The organism is Marinobacter nitratireducens (assembly GCF_000708045.1).
In the GTDB taxonomy this organism is placed as follows: Bacteria; Pseudomonadota; Gammaproteobacteria; order Pseudomonadales; family Oleiphilaceae; genus Marinobacter; species Marinobacter nitratireducens.
In genome coordinates, this window is the sequence record NZ_ANIE01000009.1 from 404790 (window position 1) to 430927 (window position 26138).

Genomic DNA, 26138 nt, shown 5'->3' on the forward strand with positions numbered 1-26138 from the left:
CTGCCGGTCTGGCAATCTCGGTAAGACATACAATAATAATTTCCCTACTGAAGACTCATCAGCGGGAGTAACAAAATGGAAGCGCTCTCGAGCGACGCCTCATCCTGGTTCGACCTCACCTTCATGGGGCACGGCCACTGTTACCTATGGCGCCCCGACCTTGTGGTACTGCACTCCGTATCCGACACGCTGATTGCGGGCTCCTACTTTACGATTCCCCTCGCCCTCTACGTTCTGATGCATAAGAGGAAGGATCTGGAATATGAGTGGATGTTCCTGCTGTTCGCATTGTTTATTTTTTCCTGCGGCCTGACTCACCTGATGGGTGTCTACAACATTTGGAATGGGGCCTACTACGTTTCCGGTGTTCTTAAGGCGATCACCGCTGTGGTCTCGGTTCTGACGGCTGCGTTGATCTGGCCTCTGATCCCCAAAGCGCTGGCGCTACCGAGGCCAATAGAGTTGCAGGCCGCGAACCAGAAACTGCAGGGCGAAATAGAGCTCAGAGCAGCGTCAGAGCTCAGTCTGGAGAAGGCGCGCTCGGAACTGGAGACCCGCGTACGTGAACTCGAGCAAACAAAAGAGAGGCTGGAGAGTGAGATTGAACGAAGACAGTTTCTGGAACAACAGCAACGGGCGCAAACGGAGGCGTTAAGGCGGTCGAACGAGGACCTGGAGCAGTTCGCGTTCATTGCTTCCCACGACCTCCGGGAACCGCTTCGCAAACTGACGTCGTTCACGCAGATGCTGATGACCGGCAAGTATGGGGAGTTCAACGACAAAGGCCAGCAGTTCGTGATGTACATCAGGGAAGCGGCCGATCGCATGGATTCGTTGCTTAACAGCTTGCTCAGCTACAGCAGGATCAGTTCACGTTGGGATGAGGAGGAGAGCGTCAGCCTGGACGATGTGCTGGATGATGCCTGTCGGGATCTTCAGTTGAGGATCGAAGAGTGTGGCGCTCAGATTGAGGTTGATCGGCCACTCTGTGAGGTTCATGGCGACCGGGCGCAGATTCGGCAGTTGATCCAGAACCTGGTGAGTAACTCGATTAAATACCGGGCAGAGGGCGTCGCGCCGGTTATTCACATCTCATCGGAAGCGGATGTTGAGGCTGGTCGTTGTCGGGTCACCGTTGAAGACAATGGCATTGGCTTTGATATGGCCTATAGCGAGCAGATTTTTGAGGTGTTCAAGCGCCTGCATGGGCGGGGAGAGTATGAGGGAACCGGCATGGGGTTGGCGATTTGCCGGAAAATTGTGGAACGACATGGCGGCACGCTGAACGCTTATTCGGAGGAAGGCAAGGGGGCACGGTTTGTTTTTGACTTACCGCTGCCCGGCTCAGGGGAGCTGCTGGCATGAGAGTTGTCCCCATTCTGATGGCCGATGACGATCCACTGGATCAACTTCTGACCAAGGAAGCTTTTCAGGAGGCTAAGTCTCTGAATCCAATATATTTTGTTAGTAACGGGGTGGAGCTTATGCAGTATCTTCGGCGAGAGCCACCCTACAATGACGAGACTGCCTATCCCTGGCCGGGTTTGGTCCTGCTGGATCTGAATATGCCAAAAATGGGTGGCCGGGAATGCCTCGAGCAGATTCGTAAGGATCCCGAGCTGCAACATCTGCCGGTTGTGATCATGACCACCTCGAACCGTGAGGAGGAGATCTTCAAGAGCTATGACTTGGGAGCGAATTCTTACATCACCAAACCCGTGGACTTTGAAAAACTCGTTGCCCAGGTTGGCGCGCTCAGCGCCTATTGGTGCTCGATAGTGGAGTTGCCTGATGTCTGAGCGTCGTGAAGTGATCAAGGTCATCGTTGTCGATGACGATCCGGCAGACTTTCTCATCATCGATGAGCTGCTTCAGGAATCGGATCGCTTTCGATTCGAGATCAGCCATGTCCCCTCAATTGAGCAGGCAAGGGAAGCGCTACTGGATTCCCATTGCGATGTCATGTTGCTTGACTACTTTCTGGGTAAGGATACTGCCCGGGATCTCCTGATTGAGGCTCGGCGAATTCATTGCCCGACGCCGATTGTTGTCCTCACGGGGGTGGAATCGGTGACCCTCGATGATGAGGCCATCGAGATGGGAGCAGCGGACTTTCTGCCGAAGGAGGGCATCACGACACCGTTGCTGGAACGCACCATTCGTCACGCCATTCAACACAAGCGCACGGAGCTTGAACTGGAGCGGATGGTTAAAAAAGACCCCTTGACGGGGTTGGGGAATCGGCTGTTATTTGAGGAGATCCTGGAAAGTTCTTTGGCGAGGTGCAAGCGGTCTGGGGCAAAGCTCGCTGTTCTGTTCATGGACCTGGACCGGTTCAAGGAAATAAACGATTCCCTGGGGCACCCCACCGGAGATCTGTTGCTGCTGTTGGTGGCTGATCGTTTACGAACGGTTATGCGGGAGTCAGACTTCATTGCGCGTATTGGCGGTGATGAGTTTACGATTCTCATTGATGAATTGAATGATGATCAGGATGCGCTTGCGGTCGCCCACAAAATTATCAGCGCAATCTCCGTGCCGTCACCCGTGGGTCGGCATGAATTGAATGTGTCCGCCAGTATCGGCGTGGCGATCTACCCAGAGAACGGGGACTCGCCCATCAAGCTCATGCAGAAAGCAGATCTGGCGCTCTACGAGGCAAAGCGAAATGGGGCCAACCGGGTTCAGTGCTTTACCTCAAGGTTACAGGTGGATCTTGAAAAGCATTTGAACATTGAAAAGGGGCTTCGACATGCGCTTCAGAATGATCAGTTCGAACTGTATCTGCAGCCCAAGTGGTGGCTATCAACTCGACAGATCTATGGGTTTGAGGCCTTGATTCGTTGGCGGTTGGATGCTGATCACCTGGTGTCGCCGGCGGACTTCATCCCGGTGGCGGAAAAAACCGGGTTGATTGTACCCATGGGAGAGTGGGTGCTCCGCACGGCGATAGAGTATCTCCAGACCTGGAGACGGTTGGGGCTGGACAAGCAGTTCATAGCGTTGAATGTGTCTCCGCTGCAGTTAAGAGCGGGTTGTTTTGTCGAATACCTTGCTGATCTGCTGAACAAGACGGGTATTTCGCCGGATTTGCTTGAAGTTGAGATTACGGAGGAAACCCTGCTGGACCCCTACAGCGATGATTACAAGGCGCAAAAGGATCTTGGCCGGATCCGGGAGCTCGGTGTCGGTGTGGCCATTGATGATTTTGGTACCGGCTACTCGTCGTTGAAGTACCTGCGCCAGTTCCCTGTTGACGTGGTAAAAATAGATAAAAGCTTTGTTTCAGCTGAAGCGGAGGGGTTGGCTGAGCCGGAAATCTGTCGCGCGGTGGTAACGATGGCTGACTCTCTCGGTATGAGTGTTGTCGCCGAGGGGATAGAGACGGACAAGCAGCTGGAAGAACTCATTGCGATTGGCTGTAGCAAGGGACAGGGCTATCTTGTCTCCCGGCCTGTGAGCTTTAAGGATGCCACGGAAATCCTGAGGGCAGCGGCGGATTCTGATTCTGCGCCCACACTTTAAACACGGATTGGGGGTGTGATGCCAAGGTCCCGAAAACAGGTGTTCAACGTCTGGTTGGAGGCATCCGGAAAAGAGGGCGCAGACCTGGAAGAGGCCCTCAGGATGAACTCGCTCGGTCACTTTCTGCAACGGTTCGCCGATGAGGCGAGCTTCTTTGGGGCGTTGCAGGAAATGGACAGAGACGTGCCCTCATTCCCGAATCTTTTCATGTACTTGATGTCGTCACCGGATGCCCCGGTGGAGAACTTTTTTCGTCAGTTGAAAACCGTGGCGGATTGCCGCCACATACCCGTGATTGTTTTCCATGCGGCGGGCATATCCCCAAACGTGAAAAGGCTCTACGCTCTTGGTGCCGCCTCGGTCATCAGAGTGCCCATTCGCTTTGATGGGCTCGTTGAAGTCATGCGCACGATTGAGGATTACTGGTTTAACGTCGCGGCCGCTCCGCCGACAGACGGCGTGCTCACTGCTTGCCGCATCAGTGACCTCAAGGGCGCCTAAGGTCCTCATATTCCTGCACTGTTTTGAGTCATTCAATTGGCGAATAACCCCATGTCGCAATTTCGATTGCTGTAGGCAGTTTCCGAGACTAGCTTGTTTCCCCAAGCTGTCGGCGCCGTTTTGAGCCGATTTGCTGCAAAATTCTTAAAACAGCGACGGAAAACGCGATGAAAAAACTACTCACTGCTTTTGTTGGTTCGGTGGCCCTGGCCGCTACGCCGATGGCGATGTCTGCCGAGGCAACCAAAGAACTGAAAATGGCGTACGACGCCGACCCCGTTACCCTGGATATTCATGAGCAGCTGTCCGGTGGCATGTTGCAATTGAGCCACATGACCTTTGATCCTCTGTTGCGCTGGACCCGGGATCTCGGTTTCGAGGCACGTCTGGCGGAAAGCTGGGAGAGGGTTGATGACAAAACCATGCGCTTCAAGCTTCGTGAAGGCGTCAAGTTCCATTCCGGTAACGAACTGACCGCCAAAGACGTCAAGTTCACCTTCGATCGTCTGAAGCAAAGCCCGGACTACAAGGCTATCTTCAAACCGTTCACCGGCATTAACATTATCGATGACTACACCTTTGAGCTGGTCACCGGTGAACCGTACCCGCTGCTGCTCAACACCGCGACCTATATCTTTCCGCTGGACAGCGAGTTCTACAGCGGTGAAACCGCGGATGGTAAAGACAAATCTGCCATCATCAAGCACGGCAATTCCTACGCTTCCGAGCACCTCTCTGGCACCGGGCCTTACGTTGTGACTGCGCGTCAACAGGGCGTGCGGGTCGAGTTCGAGCGCTTTGATGACTACTGGGATACCGAGTCTCCGGGTAATGTCGGCAAGATTGTTCTCACTCCGATCAAGGAAAATGCCACCCGTGTGTCGGCGCTGCTGTCTGGTGGTGTGGACTTTGTGGCTCCGGTTCCACCGAACGATCTTGATCGCATCAAGCGTGACCGGAACGCCGAACTGGTCACCATGAGCGGTACTCGTATCATCCTCTTCCACATGAACCAGGAACGTGTCGAGGCGTTCAGGAACCCGAAGGTTCGCCAGGCCATCGCCTATGCGATCAATCAGGAAGGCATCGCTGCGAAGATCATGAAGGGCTTTGCCACACCCGCGGCCCAGATGTCGCCCGAGGGGTATCAGGGCTACAACGCAAACCTGACACCGCGGTTTGATGTCGCCAAGGCACAGGAACTCATGAAGGATGCCGGTTACGAGGACGGATTCACCATCACCATGATGGCGCCCAACAACCGCTACGTGAACGACGACAAAATCGCTCAGGCGGTTGCCGCCATGCTGGCCCGGATCAACATCAAGGTAGACCTGAAGACTCTGCCGAAAGCTCAGTATTGGCCGGAGTACGATAACCGTGCCGCGGACATGATGATGATCGGCTGGCACGCGGACACAGAGGATTCCGCTAACTTCTTCGAGTTCCTGACGTTCTGTCCGGACGCGGACACTGGCGCGGGGCAATACAACGCGGGCAACTACTGCAACCCGGAGATTGATGCCCTGGTTGACAAGGCGAACGTCGAGACCGACCTGGACAAGAGGGCCGCGATTTTGCAGGAAGTTGAGCAGCGTCTTTATGACGACGCCGCCTTTGTGCCCCTGCACTGGCAGGACCTTGCCTGGGCTGCCCAGAAGAACGTGAGAATTGAGCCTGTGCTCAATGTCATGAACTTCCCGTACCTGGGTGATCTGGTTGTCGAGTAATCGCCATTAAAGGCTGGCCGGCTCCGGAGAGTCCGGGGCCGGCCTTTTGTATGCAAGCTTTATCCGGAACTTTTCCATGTTAGCGTTTTTGGTTCAGCGGATTTCCCAGGCAGTGCTGGTCATGTTCGTGATCAGCGTGATTGCCTTTGCCATTCAGGATGGCCTTGGGGACCCGCTTCAGGAAATGGTGGGCATGTCCGTCTCCCAGGAGGAGCGGGAAGCGATTCGTGAGGAACTGGGGCTCAATGACCCGATGGTGGTCCAGTACCTGCGGTTTGCCGGCAATGCCATTCAGGGGGATTTGGGCAACTCCTATTTTTACAGCAAGCCCACGCTCGAAGTGATCGCCGAACACCTGCCCGCGACCCTGGAGCTGGTTATTGGTGCCAGCCTTATTATCGTTTTCCTGTCGGTGCCAATTGGTGTCTACTCGGCGATACGCCCTGAGGCCTGGTTGTCCAAATTCTTCATGGGTGTCAGCACTGTGGGCATCTCAATCCCGGTGTTTCTGACGGCCATTGTGCTGATCCAGCTGTTCTCCATCGGCGTTACAGTGGACTGGTTTCCCGCAGATACAGGGTGGGGCCGGTGGCTGAACGATGTCTTTACCACCGAGGGTGGTTTGCCGTCCTACGGCCGGGGTGATGAACTGACTCACCTGTTCGGTACCTGGGAGTCCGGCTTTTTCACCACCGAGGGCATCCTGCACCTGTTGCTGCCCTCAATCTCCCTGGCGTCCATCATGCTGCCGCTGTTTATCCGTTTGATTCGTGCGGAAATGATGGAAGTGCTTCAGAGCGACTATATCCGTTACGCGAGGGCCAAGGGCCTCAGTTCCGGGCGTATCCACTTTCTGCATGCTCTGAAGAACACCATGCTGCCGGTCATTACGGTCGGCGGTGTACAGATTGGCATCATGGTCGCTTACACCATCCTGACGGAGACCGTGTTTCAGTGGCCTGGCGTCGGCCTGATGTTCCTCGAAGCCATTACCCGTAGCGACATTCCCCTGATCGTAGCCTACCTGATGGTGGTGGGCCTGATCTTTGTAATCACTAATACCCTGGTGGATCTGGTCTACGGCCTGGTCAACCCGACGGTAAAACTGACAGGTAAGAAAGCATGACAACGGCGACGGTTTCCCGCTGGGACCGCTTCCGCGAGTCCTTTTTCTGGTATAGCTTCAAACGCGACAAGGTGGCGATTGCCAGCTTTGCCGTGCTGCTGTTGATGGTACTGGGCGCTGTTTTTGCCCCCTTGCTGGCGCCGACGGATCCTTATGATCTGGCTCAGATCAACATCATGAATTCCGAACTGCCACCTGTGGGTATGAGTGGTGCCGACACGGCATTTCCGCTGGGAACGGATGCACAGGGGCGGGATCTGCTGTCCACCATTCTCTACGGCACCCGGGTGTCTCTGATGATCGGTTTCGGTGCCGTGGTCCTGCAGGCCGCGCTGGGCATTCTTTTTGGATTGCTGGCCGGCTACCTCGGCGGCAAGGTCGATGCCATTCTGATGCGGATTGCCGATGTGCAGCTGTCATTTTCAACCCTGATGGTGGCTATCATTGTGGGTGCTGTGTTCAAGGCCAGCTTCGGTAATCTGATGTTTGGCGAGATCGCCATCTACATGTTGATCTTCATCATCGGTGTGGCTGAATGGCCGCAGATTGCGAGAACGGTGCGGGCCTCTGTGTTGGCTGAGAAGAAAAAAGAGTACGTGGACGCCGCCAAGGTTATGGGGTTCGGTACGCCCCGGATCATGTTTCGGCACATTCTGCCTAACACGCTGTCTCCCATTTTTGTGATTGCCACGGTGCAGATTGCCAATGCGATTATCTCGGAAGCGGCCCTATCCTTTCTCGGGCTGGGCATGCCCGAGACACAACCCTCGCTCGGGTCTCTGATCAAATCCGGTTTTGACTACATCCAGAGTGGCTCCTGGTGGATTACGCTGATCCCGGGGCTGGTTTTGGTGGTACTCGTCCTGGTTATCAATCTTCTGGGTGACTGGTTGCGGGATGTCATGAACCCACGGCTGTATAAGGGGTAACGCCATGGCACTGTTGGAAGTAAAAAATCTGGATGTGCGGTTTGCCGTGCGTGGTGGCGATCTGAAAGCGCTTCGTGGTATCAGCTTCAGTCTCGACAAGGGCGAACGACTGGGTCTGGTGGGTGAGTCCGGAGCCGGTAAGTCCGTCGCAGCATTTTCAATCCTCAACCTGATTGCGCGGCCCGGCTACATTGCCGGAGGTCAGATTCTGTTTGAAGGTACAGATCTGGCTGCCATGAGCGAGCGGGAGCTCAGCAAGATTCGAGGCAACCGGATTGCGATGATCTTTCAGGATCCGATGATGACGCTGAACCCGGTGCTCACCATCGGCACCCAAATGGTGGAGGCCATTCTCGCCCACCGCCGGATCAGCAAGAAAGCGGCTCGTGACATCGCTCTGGACCGTCTGAAAAAAGTTCAGATTCCGTCCCCGGAAAAGCGGTTGGAGCAGTATCCCCATGAACTGTCCGGCGGCATGCGTCAGCGTGTCATCATTGCGATTGCCCTGCTGCTTGATCCGGAAATCATCATTGCTGATGAGCCGACAACGGCCCTGGATGTGACTATCCAGGCTGAAATCATGGCGTTGTTGCTGGATCTCTGTGAACAGGAAAACGTGGCGCTGATGCTGATTACCCACGATCTGGGGGTGGTGAGCCAGGTCACCCAGCGAATGCTGGTCATGTATTCTGGCCGCATCATCGAGCAGGGGCCCACGCGGGAAATCATCAATGACGCCCAGCATCCATATACCCAGGGGTTGATTAACGCATTGCCCCAGATGGGTGAACCGGGTGAGCGGCTATTCCAGATCCCTGGTTCCATGCCGTCCCTGAAAAACGTGCCGTCAGGCTGCCCGTTCCACCCTCGCTGCAGGTTCGCTACCGGGCAGTGCAAGCAGGCTATGCCGGATTATGTCCGTTCCGGCAATGTGGACGTGGCCTGTTATGAAGTCAGCAACCTGATAGAGCAGGAGAAGCACATGCAGGAGGCCGAATCATGACCTCCCCTCTGGTTAGAATTCGTGGCCTGGAGAAGCGGTTTGACCTCTCTGGTGGCTTGCTGGAGCAGATCAAGTTTGAAGGTGGCCGCTTTCGCCGTAAACAGGAAGCCGTGCACGCCATTAATGGTGTCGACCTGGACGTGAACCGGGGTGAGGCCCTCTGCGTCGTGGGGGAATCCGGCTGTGGTAAATCCACGGTAGCGAGAACGGTCATGGGGCTGTTGTCTCCCAGTGCTGGCGAGATTGAGTACGACGGCAATCGCATTGATCATCTTGAGGGCAAGGATGTACTTCCATACCGCCGCAAGATGCAGATGATCTTCCAGAACCCCTACGCGTCGCTGAATCCGCGAATGACGATTCAGCAGACACTCGAAGAGCCAATCCGTTTTCACCACCCTGACTGGTCCCCGATGCAGATCCGGGACAAGATTCATGAGGTGATGCACTCAGTTGGTATCGATCCGGACTGGGGTAGCCGTTTCGGCCATGAGTTTTCCGGTGGCCAGCGGCAGCGTATCGCGATTGCGCGTGCGCTGGCGGTTGATCCCGAATTCATTGTGGCAGATGAACCTATTTCGGCACTGGACGTTTCTATTCAGGCTCAGGTGTTGAACCTGCTGATGGATGCCCAGGAAAGCCGGGGGTTGACCTACCTGTTCATTACCCACGACCTGGCGGTGGTCGAGCATTTCGGCACCCGGGTTGCGGTGATGTATCTGGGCAGAGTCTGCGAGCTGGCGGACACCCAAACACTGTTCGCGACGCCACGGCACCCTTATACCCAGGCCTTGCTGTCTGCCATTCCAAAGCTGGAAGACGATCGGCCGAATCACATTCGCTTGCAGGGGGAGGTGCCCACTCCGGTGAATCTGCCCTCTGGCTGTGTGTTTCATGGTCGTTGCCCCTACGCCAACGACCGCTGCCGCCAGGAAATCCCTGAGCTCATCGCGACGGATGGCGGAGCCCGAGTGGCCTGTCATGCGGTCGAAGAAGGGCGTCTGTAACTTCAGCGCAGCGCATGGGCTATGATGCCTGATGAGTGCTCTGCCCTTAATCGAACTGACCTGCAGGGAACCCCATGGAAATTCGCTGGATGGAAGACTTCCTGGCGCTTGCCCGCACGCGCCACTTTTCACGTGCTGCCGAACAGCAGCATGTGACCCAGCCCACGTTCAGCCGTCGTATCAAACTGCTTGAAGAGTCCATGGGAACAACACTCATCAATCGCCAGACGTTGCCTCTGTCACTTACCCCCGCAGGGGAATTGTTTCAGGAGCTGTGTGAGCGAACTACCCGGGATGTTCGGGACACGCGGGACAGGATTACCGCGCTGGAGGCGGAAGCCTCGGCGCGCATCAGCGTCGGTTCTACCCAGGGGCTGTTCTCCCACTTCTACCAGGGCTGGGCTACGGAGGCCGGTATTGCAGAGCAGCTCCAGCTCAACCTGAATGCGACCAATTGGGTGGGTGAGCAGTTTCTGGATGCCCTGGAAAGCGGTGAGTGTGAGCTGGTGTTGTGTTACTGGCACTCGGACCTTCCCTGGGGGCAACGTCTGGATGAGGAGAGGTTCCAGTGGCTGGCAGTGGCGAAGGAGACGCTCGTGCCCGTGAGCATTGCCGATGATAATGGGAAGGCCAGGTTTCCGTTGCCCGGCAGTGCGGAACAGCCAATGCCGCTAATCGCTTACCATAACCGAGGCTTTCTGCAGTCTGCCATTGAAGGGCATCTGGCCCGGAACAAGCTCAGTGCCAATCTGTTGCCGCTGAATGAGAATACCCAGTCTTCCGGGATCAAAGCTCTGGTCAAGCAGGGTTTTGGCATGGGCTGGTTGCCGAGCCGGATGACCGAGAAAAGCGAGCAGTTCGGTCGACTGGTGCGCGCTGGTGACGAATGCTGGGATGTCCCCCTCGATATACGTCTGATCCGCCTTCGGGACGCTCGCTCCGAGGGCCTTCTGAATCTGTGGAATCAACTGGAACCCTGATATGTCCGACCAATACCTCCTTTCCCGCCAACTCGACCACCTGGCCGAGTTGCAAACCCGGTACGAACGAGCCCTGGCAGACAACGGCTACGATAGTCTGTTGATCGCATCCGGAGCTGCACCCTACCGGTATGGGGACGACCAAGCGTGGCATTTTCAGGGTTATGGGCCATTCCTGCACTGGACAGGGCTTGCGGGGCAGGAGAATGCCTGGTTGTGGGTTCGTAGAGGCGAGAAACCGGTGCTCTGGCTTTATCAGCCGGTGGACTTCTGGCACGCAAGCCCATCATTGCCTGAGGAACCCTGGCAGCAGTTTATTGAGGTTCGTAGCCACCAGGAAAAGGATGTGCCCGACCTTGAAAATACTGGCCGACTGGCCGTCATCGGGGATCCTGCCTGTCTTGGCGGGGCTCCGGGAGATCACAACCCCGATGAGTTGCTAAGGGCAGTTGAAGAAACCCGGGTGCACAAGACCGGGTATGAGATTGAGTGCCTGGCGTTCGCCAACCGTGCTGCGCTGCGGGGGCACAGGGCAGCCAGGGAGGCCTTCCTGGCCGGGGAAAGCGAGTTTGGTATCAGCCTGGCGTATCAGCTGGCGACACAGCAACGCGAAGCCGATGCGCCTTATCACAGCATTATCGGACTCAACGAACATGCGGGCACGCTGCACTATCAGTATTACGACACCAAAGCACCAGCCCGTCCTCGCAGTCTGTTGATTGATGCGGGCGTGCGTTTTCGCGGGTATTGCTCCGATATTACCCGTACGACACCGGGAGAAGGCGAAGGACGTTTTGGCGCCCTGGTGCATGGGCTGGATCAAGTCCAGCAACGGCTTTGTGACATGGTGAAGCCCGGCGTGGATTACATTGATATCCATCGCAAAGCCCATCAGGGCGTTGCGGCACTCCTGTCGGCCACCGGCATGGTGTCTGGATTGAGTGATGACAGCATGGTGGAGCAAGGTGTTACGCGGGCATTTTTCCCCCACGGCATTGGACACTATCTGGGCATTCAAGTGCACGACGTGGCTGGAAAACCCACAGCGCCGCCCGCCGACGCGCCGTTCCTGCGCCTGACGCGGAAGCTGGAAGAGGGCATGGTTGTGACCATCGAACCTGGCCTCTATTTTATCCCCTCACTGCTGCAGCCACTGATGGAGGGGGCACTGGCGAAGCATGTGAACAAGAGCATGTTAGAAGAACTGCGGGGCTGCGGTGGTATACGGATTGAGGACAACGTGGCTGTGACGGGCACGGGGGCACGCAACCTGACCCGGGAAGCTGAGCTCTAGATCCGCTGTTTGCACAAAATTTAACACAAAGGGGTTGCAATAGCGGCTGCAAATGACAATACTTATCACTAACTTTTATGGTGATAGTGAGTCATTGCTATGTACGTGTGCCTTTGCCAGGGTGTAACTGATCGGGAAATCCGTGAAGCGGCTGAAAATGGAATCAGTTCCATGCGTCAGCTGGGTAAGGAGCTCGGTGTCGGACGGCAGTGTGGCCGTTGCGCATGCACGGCCCGGGAAATTCTCCGGGAGAGCCGCTCGGAAGATTACCTGTCACTCGCCAACATGCTGGCCCAGCCTGCCTGACAGCGAGCGCTATCCCATCCCACCTGATTTGCATTTGCGATCGTTTTTCAGGCGTCATTTTTTATTGCGTCTAAAGCGTCTATCCTTGTGTATCACGATTGGCGAATTACATAAGGACTCCAACGATGAAAGGCGATAAGAAGGTCATTCAGTTTCTTAACAAGGTTCTGGCAAATGAGCTGACCGCCATCAACCAGTATTTCCTCCATTCCCGCATGTACAAGGACTGGGGCATCACCAAACTGGCGGCCAAAGAGTACGAAGAGTCCATTGATGAGATGAAGCATGCCGATCAACTGATCGAGCGCATCCTGTTTCTCGAGGGACTGCCAAATCTTCAGGATCTCAACAAGCTGCTGATTGGCGAGAACGTGGAAGAAATGATCCAGTGTGACCTCAAGCTGGAAAACATCGCCCACGGCGACCTGAAAGAAGCCATCGCCTACTGCGAAGAAATTCAGGACTACACCAGTCGCCAGCTTTTCCGGTCTATTCTCGACAGCGAAGAAGAGCACATCGACTGGCTGGAAACCCAGCTTGAGCTCATCTCCCAGATGGGCATTCAGAACTACATCCAGTTGCAGTCCAGCGCTGCCGAGTAATCCCGTCCGGGCAACCGCGGTACTGATGCCAGCGGTCGCCCGGCATTCTCCTGACGAAACGTCTTCCTGCAGTGGCCCGGTATTTGCCTCGCATTATGGGTAGAATAGAGCCCTAATCATGCGCTGAACCATCCGGCCCATGCCGGACCAATCATCGGGAGACTGAAATGGACCTGTCCTGTTTCAAGGCCTACGACCTCCGTGGTCGTGTGCCGGATCAACTCAACCCTGAATTGGCCGAGAAGATCGGCCGCGCCTATGTCGAGGTGACGGGCGCTAAAAAAGTCATCGTCGGATACGACATCCGCCTTTCCAGCCCGGAAATCGCCGAGTCCCTGAGCAACGGCCTGATGGCAGCCGGTGCTGACGTGTTTGATATCGGCCTGTGTGGTACGGAACAGGTCTACTTCGCCACCAGCCACTACAAGATGGACGGTGGCATCATGGTCACCGCGAGCCACAACCCCAAAGACCACAACGGCATGAAAATGGTCGGCCCGGAGTCTCGTCCCATCAGCTCCGACAACGGCCTGAACGATATCCGAGACCGCGTTCTTGAGCCATTTACCGACGCACCGAAACAGGGCGGCCGCGAACCGCTGGAAGTGATGAGCGCCTACGTGGACCACCTGCTGGGCTATATCGACGCGGGTTCGCTGACACCCTTGAGCATCGTCTGCAATGCCGGTAACGGTGGCGCGGGTCTCGTGATCGACCAGATCGAACAGCACCTGCCGTTCGACTTCATCAAGGTCCACCACCAGCCGGATGGCCACTTCCCCAACGGCGTGCCCAACCCCATTCTGCCGGAAAACCGGGCGGCCACCGCCGATGCTGTGATCGAACATGGCGCCGCTATGGGTATCGCCTGGGACGGTGATTACGACCGTTGCTTCTTCTTCGACGAAAACGGACGCTTCATCGAGGGCTATTACATCGTCGGCCTGCTGGCAGATCAGTTCCTGCGCAAAACCGGCGGCGGCAAAGTCATCCACGACCCACGCCTGACCTGGAATACCCTGGACCTGGTGAAAGCTGCAGGTGGCGAAGCCATCGAAAGCAAAACCGGCCATGCCTTCATCAAGCAGCGCATGCGCGACGAAGACGCCATCTACGGTGGCGAAATGAGTGCTCATCACTATTTTCGCGACTTCGCCTACTGCGACAGCGGCATGATCCCCTGGTTGCTGGTTGCCGAACGCCTCTGCCAGTCCGGCCAGACCCTGTCATCCCTCATTGATGCCCGAATCGAAGCTTACCCGGCCAGCGGCGAAATCAACCGCACCATCGACGACCCGGCCAAGGTCATCGCCGCCATCGAAGCCAAATACAGCCCCGATGCCAAATCCATCAACCACGTTGACGGCCTGAGCATCGAATACGACAAGTGGCGCTTTAACCTGCGCATGTCGAACACTGAACCGGTGGTTCGTTTGAACGTGGAATCGCGGGCGGATAAAGCCTTGATGGAAGAGAAAACAGAAGAGTTGCTGGCAGAGATGCATCGCCTGAACGAAGCAGGCTAACGCCATTTGCCTGAAGGGCAGGGGATGATCGGGCACATTCTGAAAATGTGCGGAGCCATGGATGGCGGAGCCCAAGCGCCACATGGATGTGCCGCAAGGAGCGTTTTTCAGAAAACCCGATCATCGCCTGTCCATGCACTGAGTCATCGGGCGAGGCGTTTATAGCCAGTCGTTCAACATAATCCCGATCCCGAATCTCTCAATCCGGTGATTGTAGTCAATCAGACTCTCCCCATACCCGTTGTAGTACTGAAAGAACCCCTTAACGGTATCCCCCATCGGGAAACTGTACCCGAACTCCACCGTGGTCCGGTTATCCGAGCGAAGGTTATTCATCAGCCGCAATGAAAACGTCCGGTCCTCACTCAGCTTGTAGACAGCCAGGTAATTGGCGTGGCCCAAATAACGCTCAATGTCCGCGTTGTCGTCATTATTGTTCTCAGGGATGCGATACCAGGGTTCGACAACAAACAGCCAGCGGTCGTAACTGTACGCGGCGGACCCGACAATCCGGTTCCAGCTCCGGGAGCGGGGTTCTGACTGGCCGTTCGACTGGTGGTTGAAACCGACATGCACCGCACTCAACTTGCCCGGTCCGATCTTCCAGTCGGTCTGATAGCGCAGGAACAGCTCAGGCTGATAGTTGGTCTCCCGGAACGGGGCCGAGTCATCCCGGTTGTAGACCTGCCAGAACGATTGCTGAGTGTAGCCGAACCACAAGGTCGTACGGTCGTCCAGGAGCCCGGTCAGCAACGGCACCTTGAAACTGATCTGGTACTTGGCCTCCTCATGCCGCAAGTCATAATCGTAGCCGGTACTGCCGAGTCGGGGACTCGTCGGTATCGGGTTGGGATCTTTGACCCAGCTTATGGGCAGGATATAGGTCGGGCGATGGCCGACAAAGCTGCCGGAGAAAGAGAAAATTGCCTTTTCCGCCGCAATATATTGATCCACGATGCCATCCATGACACCGGCGTCCCCGTCTTCACTGTCGGTCAGCTCTTCAAGCTGCTCTTCGCGGGGAGGCAGAGTCTCCTTGGTCTGCATCTCTACGCGTTCGATCTCGGCCTGCGCTGCCTGATTTTGGGCCTCATCCGGCCCATACAGTGCATCGTAACAAGCGAGGCGTTGTACACCGTTTTCCACCAGGGCGCACTCTTCCGCAGTCAATGTGGTTGGTGCGTCGTTGCCCTGGTTCTCCTGAGCGACGACAGTCCCTGGGTTCACCGCCAGGTAGGCCAGAGTCAAATAACCGGCCATGAAGCGAGCAGGCATAAGGAATTCCTCAGTTAACGTTGAGGCTGTGCCAGGTGTTGGCGATGCCGTACAGCCAGACCCCGATCAGAGTGACGGCCAGAAATGAAAAAATGACTTTGTTGCGGAACAGGTTGGCGCCTTCTGCCGTTGCGACCCAGCGTAGATACATCAAACCGATAAAACTGAGAAATACCCCCAGGCTTGCGATTGCGGGCACCAGTAGCCAGACCGGCGCGATTTCTTCTCCGCCCGCAGATTGTCGGGAAAACCATCCCATTGAGCCCAAGAGCAGAGCGAGGCATGAGAATTCCACCGTCAGAAAAATCTTGCGCAGGGGGTGTGGCGATGGACTGTCTGAGTTCGGCATGTGAAGTTCCCGGAAGCGTAAATAGTGTCTGCGCTATGGTACCTGCATTGTCGCAGTCGCGCTGCAGACTTACGAAATCGCAATTAAAATGGTTGAAATCAATTTATGATTCCCCGCTTTGGTTTTTTTGACGGGGCTCAGTCGCTATAATGCGGCAACCAAAAGATTATAACGCTCTGATGCGAGGTGCATTGTGAAGATGAAGAGAGTCCTGGCGGCTGTTTTGCTCGGTTTCGGACTGGTTACCGGTTCCGTGATGGCAAGTGTTGAAGATGAGATCAGCGCACGTATCGCGCCGGTCGGTAACGTGTGTATTGAAGGTGACGAGTGCGGTGCGGCTGCCGCTCCGACTCAGGCCGCTAACGCAGGCCCGCGCTCAGGCAGCGAAGTATACGATGCTGTTTGTATGGCTTGTCATACGACAGGTGCTGCTGGCGCCCCGATGAAAGGTGATGCCTCCGCATGGGCGCCACGTATTGATAAGGGGCTGGAAACGCTGTTCAGCCACGCTCTGAATGGTTTCAATGCCATGCCGGCGAAAGGTGGCTGTGCCGACTGCCCGGACGAAGAAATCAAGGCAGCTGTTGAATATATGGTTTCAGAAAGTCAGTAAACACTGCTGATGCCTTCTAAAAGCCCCCGCTGATGCGGGGGCTTTTTTGTGGTCGTTTATTGTGATCGATGACGGGCTGCCAATTCGACTTTCTCGAATATTGCTCGCCCCCGTAGCTGTTTAACCCCGTCATTCAAGGTGCGGATCGGGATCGACCATCCAGAGCCCGAATCATGTTCCCTGTGCTCAGCCGCCACGGCCAGCCTCGGGTCTAGCCAGCCGAAACTACCGGAATTCGACAGGGTTACCCAGTGCTCATCCGCGACGCCATCAAGGTTAGCTCGCACTGAGTTCGTTGCCTTGACGTTGGGCAGAGCCTGCCAGGTTGGGCTTGCTGAATTGGCTTCAACGCTCGTCCGGGAAAAACGAAGCATGGGCTCGTTATTGCTACCCAGCACCGTTATCGGGTCTTCGCCCTGATAGCTGAGCAGAATGCCTGGTCTGGGCGCATCAAGGATCAGCGCATTGATAGCGTCCCGATCCGGCACTGACGTGATGCGGATCTTAATCAGGCCTTCCGGCTGACCTGAAATGTCCGGCGCCCCATGGCCGATAGCCAGGGGCGATGCCGCTACCAGGCAGAGCCCCAGAAGCCAGGCTTTGCTTGTGCGGACAGCGGATTTTTTCATTGTCATGATCCTCCCTTACAGTAGGCCAAGATCAAGCGAGCCGTCGTCTGACGTGCCGGAGTCCACCATCTGAGTGTCATCAACCGTGCAGCTGAGTGACTCGTTGATCACGCTGATTGATGCAGAAACGGACGGCACGAGCCCTTCTTCTGTCTGTTTGCTCACAAACAGCATGTACTGGCCGGCCGGTACCACGTTGTGGGTGTCAGGCATGACCAGCTCCAGATTACGTCCGCTACGGCGCTGGATCGGAAGCTCAATGGCCCGTTGGTCGCCATCAATCAGGTGTGTCATCACGGTGCGTCGAATGAGCAGGACCTTGGTGATGTCCTCTGCCTGATCCACATTGATCTGGAAACGGTCGCCGATGGAAAGGCTTTCCGGCGCATTCAGAATCTCCGGACGATCGTTGCGCATGGCGTATGGTGGCGTATAGATCTCGAAGCTCGGATCGCGTCCGTCATAGGGCGCCAGGCCGAAATCCTCCAGGTTGATATTAGTGAGGTAGGCTGTGTTGATTGGCGAGTGGCCGCCGATCAGAACCCGTCCATCGTCCATCAGGACAGCGGTGTTGTGATAGGTCCGGGCTCGGTTGGCGGTCGCCATCTCAGTCCACGTTTCTGTTTCGGGATCAAACCGCTCTGCGGTAAGAATCGGGCCTTCCAGTCCCGGTGCCACGACGCCGTCCCGGGTGCCACCACTGAACACCATCACGCTGCCGTCGGGCATCACGACGTTTGTGCCATACCAGCGAGGTTGGTTCAGCGGATTGGTGAGGCGGGATTCATAGCCAATCTGGTCGCCGTCGGTACTGATGTGGTCAATCCGGCTCTGGGCCACCGGGAAGTAGCCGCCCGGGTTGGTCAGCAGGGCGTAGCTTGGTACGCCGCCGGCCGTGAGCAGTTCGACGTCAGTATATTGACCGTTCTCATCGGGTTTGAGTGGCAGCATGGTGGACGATGTTGAGCCGCGCATACCACCGGCGATGGCCATTTTCACCGATTCCTCGGTCAGCTCCGGCTCGCTGAAAGCGCTGAGCAGGTCCGTAGGGGAGGTGAGAAGGTCTCCCAGGAAGAGTTCACCTTGTTCCGGAGAGAGGTTGGTCAGGTTCAGGGTGCTGCTCAGTTGGCTCAGACCAATTTCATCAAGGCGCAACGGAAGCCCGGCATAGCCAATGTCGGTCCAGCGCTGGGTTTCAGGGTTGAAGCTGGCGGTAATGTTCCACAGAGCTTGGTCGTAGCCTTGGCCAAATGGATTGAAAGCCTGGCCGCCGGCGTTGTAGAACACATGACCATTCGGCAACAGGTGCAGTCTCGGATACAGAGGTAAGGATCGATCCGCCGTCGTCGGGTTCTGGGTCCAGGTGCCGTTGCAGGGATTGAAGGTTTCTGTCTGAACTACGTTGCGGCCACTGTTGATGGGCTCTTCGGGATAGACCGGTTTAAGCAGTTTGGTGACGCCACTGGCGACAAACACGGAGCCGGATCCCAGGGTGACCATGGAGGGGTACCAGCGCCCGAAGTTCATGTCGCCGGTCTGGAACCAGGTGTTGGTTCTGGCATCGAACACCCGTGAGTTCTTGATCCCTTCAAGCTCGGCAACGCCGAGAGGTAGGCCATCAACGCCGGGCTCGGAGTAGTAATCGGTCCCGCCCACGGCCATCACGCTGCCATCGGCCAGGCCGACCACGTCGGAGCAGAACAGCGCGCCGTCGTTTTTGCTGGTGTTGTCCGCCGTATCAATCATGCCGTCGAGCGGGGTTCCGTTCAGCAGGGTTTGGCTATCGTTCCCGTCTGGATTGGCCCCAGCCCGCAGTGGAGTCGGTTTAAGCCAGTTCGGAGTGTCGTTCTCTGTGAGGCTGAGCACGCGCGTCTGGTCATTGACCGACACTTCGCCAAACTCGGCGACGATGGAAAGCTCTACATTTTCGGTGCCTTCCAGGGCGTTCAGATACAGAAAGCGGCCATCGGCAAGGAGGGCGAGTGTGCCGGCAGCAGGCTTGCACTCCAATGTGCCGTCTTCCCGCGTCAGGCATCTCTCATCCGTGGTGACCGTCTCGCCCTCGACAGAGATGGTGGGTTCGGCAAAGGCCTCGCTAAAAGCACCTTCAGGGGTATAGCTCGACTTGAAAACCGGCTCAGGAGGCGCCTCCGCCTGATCGCCTGCAACTACCTGATTGCTGTTGGTCGAGGGAGTGCCAGTTTGCTCCTGGCCGGATTCGCCTCCGCCTCCGCCGCAGGCACTGAGCATCAGTGCCGATCCGATGGCCAGTGCAAGCCTGGCCGGTGTCCCTGTCAGTAAGATGTTGGAGCTGCTGTCAGAAAGGTTGATCATTTCGCTCTCCTGGATGTTGTTGTTGTATCGAGAGGGATTGCCTCACGTGGTACAACGGATCGAGAGCGGAAATAGATGCAGTTACATATTACAGTATGTTCATAGACCAAGGTCGCCGAGCAGGGCACTCAGCGTCGCTTTGCCTTTTTTCTGGTTGGCCTCGGCGTCCAGGTCGCCAAGCCCCTCCCACTTGAGGTCATCGTCGGGCAACTCATCCAGAAAGCGGCTGGGAATGGTCTCTATTTTCTCACCGTACTGTTTTCTTGATGCCGCGTAGGTCAGCGTCAACGTTTGGCGGGCACGGGTGATACCGACGTACATGAGTCGGCGTTCCTCCTCGATGTTACCCTCTTCGATACTGCTCCGGTGGGGCAGGATTTCTTCCTCCAGCCCCATGATAAATACGTGGGGGAATTCCAGCCCCTTGGAGGCATGAAGCGTTAGCAGTTGCACCTTGTCGCTGTCATCCTCTTCCTCTCTTTGTTCCATCATGTCACGCAGGATCAGCTTGGTGATGGCGTCCTCGATGCCGATCTCGTCCGCTGTGCCCTTGCCGTCATCCAGCATACGTTGAATGGATTCCACCAGGTACCAGATGTTCTCCATCCGCCGTTCGGCCTGTTTCGGGGTACCGGAGTGCTGGTGCAGCCACTCTTCGTATTCAATGTCGGTGAACAGCTGTTTGATCACCGGGATCGGGTCTTCGGAGTGCAGTCGCTCGCAGGTCTTGTCCACCCAGTGGGCAAAGCGCCGAAGGCGGTCCAGGCCCTTCTCGGTGATGTGACTTTCTGCGCCCATGTCGCCCAATGCCTTGAACAGACTGACATTCCGGGCGCGGGCATAGTGGCTGAGTTGCTCCAAAGTTCGGGGGCCAATCTCCCGGCGGGGAACATTGACCACACGAAGGAATGCCGCGTCATCATCCGGGTTGATCAGCAGACGGAGATAGGACATCGCGTCCTTGATCTCGTTTTTCGAGAAGAACGACTGGCCGCCAGAGATCCGGTAAGGGATCTGGTAGGCCTGCAGTTTCATTTCCAGCAGCCGAGCCTGGTGATTGCCTCGATAAAGCACGGCAAAGTCCCGGAACTCCAGTCCCTGCTTGAGTTTCTGGTCGATGATTTCGGTGGCCACGCGCTCGGTTTCGGCGTCCTCGCTTCGGCACCGGATGATTCGCAGTTCCTCGCCAATGGCGTGATCACTCCAGAGCGCCTTTTCGAAGACGTGGGGATTGTTGGCAATAACCGTGTTTGCACTGCGCAGTATGCGTGCAGTCGAGCGGTAGTTCTGCTCAAGCTTGACGATCTTAAGGCTTGGGAAATCTTCCTTGAGCTGGGCAAGGTTCTCCGGACGGGCGCCACGCCAGGCATAGATGGACTGGTCATCGTCACCGACGACGGTGAACGCGGCCCTTTCGGCAACCAGAAGTTTGACCAGTTCATACTGGCAGACGTTAGTATCCTGATACTCGTCCACCAGCATGTAACGGATTTTCCGCCGCCATTTCGCCAGCACGTCGGGGTGGTTTCGGAACAGCTGCACCGGCAGCAGGATGAGGTCGTCAAAGTCGACCGCATTGTAGGCTTTGAGGTACTCGTTGTATTTGCCGTAGATAATGGCAATCCGTTGCTCCCGTTCGTCCGCGGCCTTGCTTAATGCCTCCGGGGGGCTGCGCAGGGCGTTCTTCCAGGACGAGATGGTCATCTGGACATCGCCGACTTCATCCCCGGCTTCCAGGCTGCCGCCTTGCATCATCAGGTCCTGCAAAAGGGCCTTGGCGTCCTCGGCGTCGAAGATAGAAAAACCCGGGTGGTACCCCAGGTGAGCATGTTCCTCGCGGATCATGTTCAGGCCAAGATTATGGAACGTGGACACGATCAGTCCCCGGGTCTGGCTGCGATCCACAATTCGCCCAACCCGCTCTTTCATTTCCCGGGCGGCCTTGTTGGTAAAAGTGACGGCGGCAATGTGCCTTCCCGGAATGCCCAGTTGCTCAATCAGATACGCAATCTTGCGGGTGATGACGCTGGTTTTGCCGCTGCCGGCTCCGGCAAGCACAAGGAGAGGGCCTTCGGCGTAGCGAACTGCCTCGCGTTGTCTGGGATTGAGTTTGTTCACGGATTCCAGGCCAGGATTGCAACAAGTGGGAATATCGGACGTTTGGTGTATTCTACACGACCCTGGGATTCTGTACCTTGTCGTTGTATCAGCTATCCTACATACAATGGATTCGGTGATTTACACACAAATGGACTCTGTTTGATGACATTGCCTCTGGAAACGTCGGGGCCAGATCAGCTTCGCCTTCTGGTTCTGGTTCCGGATTATTCGGATTTTCTCTGGCTGAATTCACTTCTTGCCGGAGACCCGGAGTTTTTCCCGGACGCAACCTGGTGCCCGGATCTCATTGATTGTGATGATCTTATCCGCAACGCCAGCTTCGATGTCATCATCTGGGATTGTGTCTTCCATGGCGGGTCAGAGTCCGCTTTCCTCCAATACCTGGCGGTGGCCAGTAATGAAAAGCCAGTGCTTGCGCTGAGCGCAGAGGCAGCCGATGAACGGGCGCCGGAATTGCTGGCAACAGGCGCATCGGATTATCTGTCGCGTGCGGGGCTGGAACATTGGTCGTTTTGTCGCGCCGTAAAGGCGCTCTGGTATCGCGGGCGCTTGTCCGAATCCAGCCAGGGACAGCTGGGAAGGGATGTTGCAACCGGATTCATTAACCGGGACCTGTTTTTTGATCGCTTGCAGCAGGCCCTGCTGCGGGCGGAGCGGGGCGGGCAGCGGTTGGCGCTTCTGCATCTGAACATTGATGATTTTCGCAGCATCAACGAATCCTTTGGTTATCAGAAAAGCGATGAGCTGATGATCAAGCTTGCGGACCGGCTCCGTAACAGTTTGCGTCGGGTGGATTCCCTGATGCGAATCGGCGGGGATGAACTGGCGATAATTGTCGAAAAAGTCGAGGACTCGCTGGATATCACCCAGATCATCCGTAAGGTGGTTACGGCCCTGAATGATCCGATCACTATTGATGGACAGGCGATTGGCGTCAGCGCCAGTCTGGGTGTGGCGACTTATCCTGAAGCTGGGGACAGCGCCGAGAACCTGCTTCGCCGTGCCAACCGGGCGATGTTCGAGGCCAAGCGTGATCCTGGTACCAGCTATCGTTTCTATGATCGTCAGCTCCATATCTCGGCCGGTTACCAGTTGCGGCTGGAGGCCGATTTGCGCAGTGCCCTGCGGGGTAAAGAGCTGGAGCTTTACTATCAGCCCCGAATCGACCTTGCCACCGAGGAAGTCCGCGGGGTGGAGTGCCTGTTGCGCTGGAACCATCCGGAACGCGGGCTGGTGGGACCGGACGAATTTATCCCGGTCGCGGAACGGAGCGGTCTGATTGTCCCGATTGGGTATTGGGTGATTGAACAGGCCTGTCAGCGTCTGCGAGAGTCTGCCGAGCTTGGCTTCCCGGGACTTGTGTTTGCGGTAAACCTGTCGTTCCGTCAGTTCCATGACCGCAAGATGACCGAAACCATTTTCCGCATTATCTTTAACGCCAATGTGGATACCAGCCTGCTTGAGCTGGAGCTCACGGAGAGTGCAATGATGCATGATCCGGAGTATGCCCAGCGTTGTCTGCGCGAACTGAATCAGTTGGGTATCAGCTTCGCTCTGGACGATTTCGGCACAGGCTTTTCCTCCCTGACCAATCTTCAGCATCTTCCGATATCTCTCCTGAAAATTGACAAGTCGTTCGTTCAGGATCTGGGCCATTCAGCCGATGCGGAACACATTATCCGGGCTACGATCAGCCTGGCTCACAGTCTTCAGATCAGCGTGGTGGCCGAGGGAGTCGAAAACGAAGGTCAGCTTGAGTTCCTGCGTCAGCAGCACTGCGATGAAATCCAGGGTTACTACTACGCCCGCCCCATGCCGTGGAAAGACCTTGTTCAGTTCCTGACCAATCGTGACCAGGCCGCTTGCCTGGAGCGTTGAGCCGCTGTACCTTTTCCTCCTTGATCTGATCCTGACGCTATCCACAGAGGTTCCATGAACAGTATTTCCAGGCGCATTGCTGACGAGCTCGGCGTAAATGAGCAGCAGGTTAACGCCACCGTCGAGTTGCTGGATGAGGGCTCGACCGTTCCTTTCATCGCCCGGTACCGGAAGGAAGTTACCGGCTCTCTGGACGACAGCCAGCTGAGGACACTTGAAGAGCGTCTGCGGTATCTGCGTGAGCTGGAGGATCGTCGCTCAGCCATTCTCAAGAGCATTGATGAGCAGGGTAAGCTGACCGACGAGTTGCGCGCCAGCATCAACGATGCAGACACCAAAAACCGGCTGGAAGACCTCTACCTTCCGTACAAACCGAAGCGCCGGACCAAGGCCCAGATCGCGCGGGAAGCGGGCCTGGAGCCGCTGGCCGACGCACTCTACGACGATCCGACGCTGGATCCGGAATCCACGGCTGCCGGTTATTTCAACAAGGAGGCCGGCATCGAGGACACCAAGGCGGCACTCGACGGCGCTCGATATATTTTGATGGAGCGTTTTGCCGAAGATGCGGAGCTGCTGGGGAATCTGCGTGATTTCATCTGGCAGGAAGGTCAGTTGAAGGTGTCGGTCATTGAGGGTAAGGAAAACGAGGGTGCCAAGTTCCGGGATTATTTCGAGCATATCGAACCGCTGAGGAAAGTACCTTCCCACCGTGCCCTGGCGATACTCCGAGGCCGTAATGAAGGCATCCTGGCCTATGCCATTGTAGTTGGGGATGAGGAAGACGACCGGCGCCAACCTCATCCTGCTGAGCAGCGTATCGCCGCCCACTGGAACATCCGTGACAACGGCCGCCCGGCTGATAAGTGGCTCTCGGAGGTGGTGCGTTGGACGTGGCGTGTGAAGCTGTCTACCCAGATCGAAACCGACCTGATGGCTCAGGTGCGCGAATCCGCTGAGACCGAGGCCATCAACGTCTTTGCTGCCAACCTCAAGGATCTGCTTCTGCTGGCACCTGCCGGCCCCCGCCCGACACTCGGGCTGGATCCGGGGCTACGCACCGGCGTCAAGGTTGCCGTGATCGATGGCACCAGCCAGGTCGTGGGGCATGGTGCTATTTTCCCCCATGCGCCCAAGAATCAGTGGGATCAGTCCATTGAACAGCTGGCGAAGTGGTGTCGTGAGTACAGCATTGAGCTGATCGCCATCGGTAACGGTACCGCTTCCAGGGAAACCGAAAAGCTGGTGGCGGATCTGTGCAAGCGTTACCCCGAATTGAAGCTGGCGCGCATTGTGGTCAGTGAGTCCGGCGCCTCTATCTATTCGGCATCCGAATTTGCTTCCCGGGAGCTCCCGGACCTGGACGTGACCATTCGTGGCGCTGTTTCTATCGCCCGTCGTTTGCAGGATCCGCTGGCGGAACTGGTGAAGATCGAACCCAAATCCATTGGTGTTGGTCAGTACCAGCACGACGTCTCTCAGGTTCAGCTGTCACGGAGTCTGGATGCGGTGGTGGAAGACTGTGTAAACGGTGTTGGGGTGGACCTGAACACCGCCTCGGTGCCGTTGCTGGCCCGGGTGTCTGGGCTGAATCAGAGCATCGCCCAGAACATCGTTGATTTCCGCAGCCAGAACGGCAAGTTCCTTGACCGGAAGCAGTTGCTGAAAGTTGCCCGTCTCGGTGACCGTACATTTGAGCAGGCTGCGGGCTTCCTTCGGATTGCCGGTGGTGAAAACCCGCTGGATCGATCGTCCGTCCACCCGGAAGCCTATGGTGTGGTGGAAGCCATCGCCAGCCGTAATCAGCGCAAAGTGGAGAACATCATCGGGGACTCTGCGTTCCTGCGGAGCCTGAACCCGCAGGATTACGTAACCGATCAGTTTGGTCTGCCAACCATCAAGGACATCATCTCGGAACTGGAAAAGCCGGGGCGCGACCCCCGACCGGAGTTCCGCTTTGCGAGCTTTGAGGAAGGGGTGGAAACCCTGAATGATCTGAAACCGGGCATGGTGCTGGAAGGTTCGGTGACCAACGTTACCAACTTTGGTGCGTTTGTGGATATCGGGGTTCATCAGGATGGGTTGGTGCACATCTCCGCGCTGTCCAACACCTTCGTGAAAGACCCCCGTGATGTGGTCAAGGCTGGAGATATCGTCAAGGTGAAGGTGCTGGACGTGGATATCGCGCGTAAACGCATCGCATTGACCATGCGCATGGATGATCAGCCGGGTGAAAAGAGCGACGGCAAATCTGTCAGTGCCGGCCGAGGTCGGAACGAGCAGCGCAACAGTGGTCGCCCCTCCCGTCAGTCAAATGGCGGTGAAAAGCCGCAACAGGGCGCCATGGCGGGCGCTCTGGCCCAGGCATTTGCATCGGCCCGGAAGAGCGGTCGTTAAGCGGATAACAATG

Annotated in this window: 22 protein-coding genes; 17 read left to right on the forward strand and 5 right to left on the reverse strand. The window is 56.5% G+C overall.

Annotation, left to right across the window (positions count from 1 at the left end):
* Positions 1–75 precede the first annotated feature (75 nt).
* The 14 genes from D777_RS17725 (at position 76) to D777_RS15890 (ending at position 14529) form a co-directional block, all read left to right on the forward strand.
* The gene (locus D777_RS17725; protein ID WP_051669153.1) at positions 76–1365 is read left to right on the forward strand and encodes a sensor histidine kinase; all 1290 of its coding nucleotides are present in this window, start codon (positions 76–78) and stop codon (positions 1363–1365) included.
* Positions 1362–1799 carry a response regulator gene (locus D777_RS15830; protein WP_036134119.1) on the forward strand — a complete coding sequence of 146 codons (438 nt, stop codon included), beginning with the start codon at positions 1362–1364 and terminating at the stop codon, positions 1797–1799. Before D777_RS17725 ends, D777_RS15830 begins: the two co-directional genes overlap by 4 nt.
* The gene (locus D777_RS15835) at positions 1792–3525 is read left to right on the forward strand and encodes a putative bifunctional diguanylate cyclase/phosphodiesterase (RefSeq protein ID WP_036134121.1); all 1734 of its coding nucleotides are present in this window, start codon (positions 1792–1794) and stop codon (positions 3523–3525) included. Before D777_RS15830 ends, D777_RS15835 begins: the two co-directional genes overlap by 8 nt.
* A gap of 15 nt (positions 3526–3540) precedes the next feature.
* The gene (locus D777_RS17730) at positions 3541–4026 is read left to right on the forward strand and encodes a response regulator (protein ID WP_150112662.1); all 486 of its coding nucleotides are present in this window, start codon (positions 3541–3543) and stop codon (positions 4024–4026) included.
* A 167-nt stretch (positions 4027–4193) separates the two neighbouring features.
* Entirely contained in the window at positions 4194–5756 is a 1563-nt protein-coding gene (locus D777_RS15845; protein ID WP_036134123.1) for an ABC transporter substrate-binding protein, read from the forward strand.
* Positions 5757–5832: 76 nt separating this feature from the next.
* On the forward strand, positions 5833–6882 hold the full coding sequence (locus D777_RS15850) for an ABC transporter permease (RefSeq protein WP_036134125.1): 1050 nt from the start codon (positions 5833–5835) through the stop codon (positions 6880–6882).
* Complete coding sequence (locus D777_RS15855) at positions 6879–7811, forward strand: ABC transporter permease (RefSeq protein WP_036134127.1); 933 nt, start codon at positions 6879–6881, stop codon at positions 7809–7811. The genes D777_RS15850 and D777_RS15855 overlap by 4 nt, the downstream gene beginning before the upstream one ends.
* Before the next feature lie 4 nt (positions 7812–7815).
* On the forward strand, positions 7816–8814 hold the full coding sequence (locus tag D777_RS15860) for an ABC transporter ATP-binding protein (protein ID WP_036134129.1): 999 nt from the start codon (positions 7816–7818) through the stop codon (positions 8812–8814).
* The gene (locus tag D777_RS15865) at positions 8811–9821 is read left to right on the forward strand and encodes an ABC transporter ATP-binding protein (RefSeq protein WP_036134131.1); all 1011 of its coding nucleotides are present in this window, start codon (positions 8811–8813) and stop codon (positions 9819–9821) included. Before D777_RS15860 ends, D777_RS15865 begins: the two co-directional genes overlap by 4 nt.
* Positions 9822–9895: 74 nt before the next feature.
* The gene (locus tag D777_RS15870; RefSeq protein ID WP_081849582.1) at positions 9896–10801 is read left to right on the forward strand and encodes a LysR family transcriptional regulator; all 906 of its coding nucleotides are present in this window, start codon (positions 9896–9898) and stop codon (positions 10799–10801) included.
* A gap of 1 nt (position 10802) precedes the next feature.
* Complete coding sequence (gene pepQ, locus D777_RS15875) at positions 10803–12095, forward strand: Xaa-Pro dipeptidase (RefSeq protein WP_036134134.1); 1293 nt, start codon at positions 10803–10805, stop codon at positions 12093–12095.
* Positions 12096–12194: 99 nt separating this feature from the next.
* The gene (locus D777_RS15880; RefSeq protein ID WP_036134136.1) at positions 12195–12401 is read left to right on the forward strand and encodes a bacterioferritin-associated ferredoxin; all 207 of its coding nucleotides are present in this window, start codon (positions 12195–12197) and stop codon (positions 12399–12401) included.
* Between the two features lie 125 nt (positions 12402–12526).
* Positions 12527–13003 (forward strand): bacterioferritin, encoded by a 477-nt coding sequence (gene bfr, locus D777_RS15885; protein WP_036134138.1) that lies wholly within the window; start codon positions 12527–12529, stop codon positions 13001–13003.
* A gap of 167 nt (positions 13004–13170) precedes the next feature.
* Positions 13171–14529 carry a phosphohexomutase domain-containing protein gene (locus D777_RS15890; RefSeq protein WP_036134140.1) on the forward strand — a complete coding sequence of 453 codons (1359 nt, stop codon included), beginning with the start codon at positions 13171–13173 and terminating at the stop codon, positions 14527–14529.
* Positions 14530–14688: 159 nt separating this feature from the next.
* On the opposite strand, the gene D777_RS15895 is transcribed toward D777_RS15890, so the two are convergent.
* Both D777_RS15895 and D777_RS15900 read right to left on the reverse strand, forming a co-directional pair.
* Positions 14689–15804: a phospholipase A gene (locus D777_RS15895; RefSeq protein WP_036134142.1), complete on the reverse strand. Its 1116-nt coding sequence runs from the start codon at positions 15802–15804 to the stop codon at positions 14689–14691.
* A 10-nt stretch (positions 15805–15814) separates the two neighbouring features.
* A complete protein-coding gene (locus D777_RS15900; protein ID WP_036134144.1) occupies positions 15815–16153 on the reverse strand; it encodes a hypothetical protein in 339 nt (112 codons plus the stop codon).
* Between the two features lie 199 nt (positions 16154–16352).
* Here D777_RS15900 and D777_RS15905 point away from each other — a divergent pair, with 199 nt between their 5' ends.
* Positions 16353–16766: a c-type cytochrome gene (locus tag D777_RS15905; RefSeq protein ID WP_036134146.1), complete on the forward strand. Its 414-nt coding sequence runs from the start codon at positions 16353–16355 to the stop codon at positions 16764–16766.
* Positions 16767–16822: 56 nt separating this feature from the next.
* On the opposite strand, the gene D777_RS15910 is transcribed toward D777_RS15905, so the two are convergent.
* The 3 genes from D777_RS15910 to rep all read right to left on the reverse strand — a co-directional run bounded on the left by D777_RS15910 (position 16823) and on the right by rep (position 21847).
* Positions 16823–17395, reverse strand: coding sequence for a hypothetical protein (locus D777_RS15910; RefSeq protein WP_036134148.1), 573 nt, complete (start codon positions 17393–17395; stop codon positions 16823–16825).
* A 15-nt stretch (positions 17396–17410) separates the two neighbouring features.
* Positions 17411–19729 (reverse strand): galactose oxidase-like domain-containing protein, encoded by a 2319-nt coding sequence (locus tag D777_RS15915; RefSeq protein WP_051669155.1) that lies wholly within the window; start codon positions 19727–19729, stop codon positions 17411–17413.
* A 99-nt stretch (positions 19730–19828) separates the two neighbouring features.
* Positions 19829–21847: a DNA helicase Rep gene (rep, locus tag D777_RS15920; protein WP_036134150.1), complete on the reverse strand. Its 2019-nt coding sequence runs from the start codon at positions 21845–21847 to the stop codon at positions 19829–19831.
* Positions 21848–21991: 144 nt separating this feature from the next.
* Here rep and D777_RS15925 point away from each other — a divergent pair, with 144 nt between their 5' ends.
* Both D777_RS15925 and D777_RS15930 read left to right on the forward strand, forming a co-directional pair.
* Positions 21992–23728: a putative bifunctional diguanylate cyclase/phosphodiesterase gene (locus D777_RS15925; RefSeq protein WP_036134152.1), complete on the forward strand. Its 1737-nt coding sequence runs from the start codon at positions 21992–21994 to the stop codon at positions 23726–23728.
* 54 nt (positions 23729–23782) lie between these two features.
* Positions 23783–26125, forward strand: a complete 2343-nt coding sequence (locus tag D777_RS15930) for a Tex family protein (RefSeq protein WP_036134154.1) — start codon at positions 23783–23785, stop codon at positions 26123–26125.
* The last annotated feature ends 13 nt before the right edge of the window (positions 26126–26138 follow it).

What these genes read in the sequence shown, in the direction of transcription:
- D777_RS17725 (WP_051669153.1), top strand. Translation starts at nt 76, where the DNA reads ATGGAAGCGCTCTCGAGCGACGCCTCATCCTGGTTCGACCTCACCTTC.
- D777_RS15830 (WP_036134119.1), top strand. Translation starts at nt 1,362, where the DNA reads ATGAGAGTTGTCCCCATTCTGATGGCCGATGACGATCCACTGGATCAA.
- D777_RS15835 (WP_036134121.1), top strand. Translation starts at nt 1,792, where the DNA reads ATGTCTGAGCGTCGTGAAGTGATCAAGGTCATCGTTGTCGATGACGAT.
- D777_RS15845 (WP_036134123.1), top strand. Translation starts at nt 4,194, where the DNA reads ATGAAAAAACTACTCACTGCTTTTGTTGGTTCGGTGGCCCTGGCCGCT.
- D777_RS15850 (WP_036134125.1), top strand. Translation starts at nt 5,833, where the DNA reads ATGTTAGCGTTTTTGGTTCAGCGGATTTCCCAGGCAGTGCTGGTCATG.
- D777_RS15855 (WP_036134127.1), top strand. Translation starts at nt 6,879, where the DNA reads ATGACAACGGCGACGGTTTCCCGCTGGGACCGCTTCCGCGAGTCCTTT.
- D777_RS15860 (WP_036134129.1), top strand. Translation starts at nt 7,816, where the DNA reads ATGGCACTGTTGGAAGTAAAAAATCTGGATGTGCGGTTTGCCGTGCGT.
- D777_RS15865 (WP_036134131.1), top strand. Translation starts at nt 8,811, where the DNA reads ATGACCTCCCCTCTGGTTAGAATTCGTGGCCTGGAGAAGCGGTTTGAC.
- D777_RS15870 (WP_081849582.1), top strand. Translation starts at nt 9,896, where the DNA reads ATGGAAATTCGCTGGATGGAAGACTTCCTGGCGCTTGCCCGCACGCGC.
- pepQ (WP_036134134.1), top strand. Translation starts at nt 10,803, where the DNA reads ATGTCCGACCAATACCTCCTTTCCCGCCAACTCGACCACCTGGCCGAG.
- D777_RS15880 (WP_036134136.1), top strand. Translation starts at nt 12,195, where the DNA reads ATGTACGTGTGCCTTTGCCAGGGTGTAACTGATCGGGAAATCCGTGAA.
- bfr (WP_036134138.1), top strand. Translation starts at nt 12,527, where the DNA reads ATGAAAGGCGATAAGAAGGTCATTCAGTTTCTTAACAAGGTTCTGGCA.
- D777_RS15890 (WP_036134140.1), top strand. Translation starts at nt 13,171, where the DNA reads ATGGACCTGTCCTGTTTCAAGGCCTACGACCTCCGTGGTCGTGTGCCG.
- D777_RS15895 (WP_036134142.1), bottom strand. Translation starts at nt 15,804, where the DNA reads ATGCCTGCTCGCTTCATGGCCGGTTATTTGACTCTGGCCTACCTGGCG.
- D777_RS15900 (WP_036134144.1), bottom strand. Translation starts at nt 16,153, where the DNA reads ATGCCGAACTCAGACAGTCCATCGCCACACCCCCTGCGCAAGATTTTT.
- D777_RS15905 (WP_036134146.1), top strand. Translation starts at nt 16,353, where the DNA reads ATGAAGAGAGTCCTGGCGGCTGTTTTGCTCGGTTTCGGACTGGTTACC.
- D777_RS15910 (WP_036134148.1), bottom strand. Translation starts at nt 17,395, where the DNA reads ATGAAAAAATCCGCTGTCCGCACAAGCAAAGCCTGGCTTCTGGGGCTC.
- D777_RS15915 (WP_051669155.1), bottom strand. Translation starts at nt 19,729, where the DNA reads ATGATCAACCTTTCTGACAGCAGCTCCAACATCTTACTGACAGGGACA.
- D777_RS15925 (WP_036134152.1), top strand. Translation starts at nt 21,992, where the DNA reads ATGACATTGCCTCTGGAAACGTCGGGGCCAGATCAGCTTCGCCTTCTG.
- D777_RS15930 (WP_036134154.1), top strand. Translation starts at nt 23,783, where the DNA reads ATGAACAGTATTTCCAGGCGCATTGCTGACGAGCTCGGCGTAAATGAG.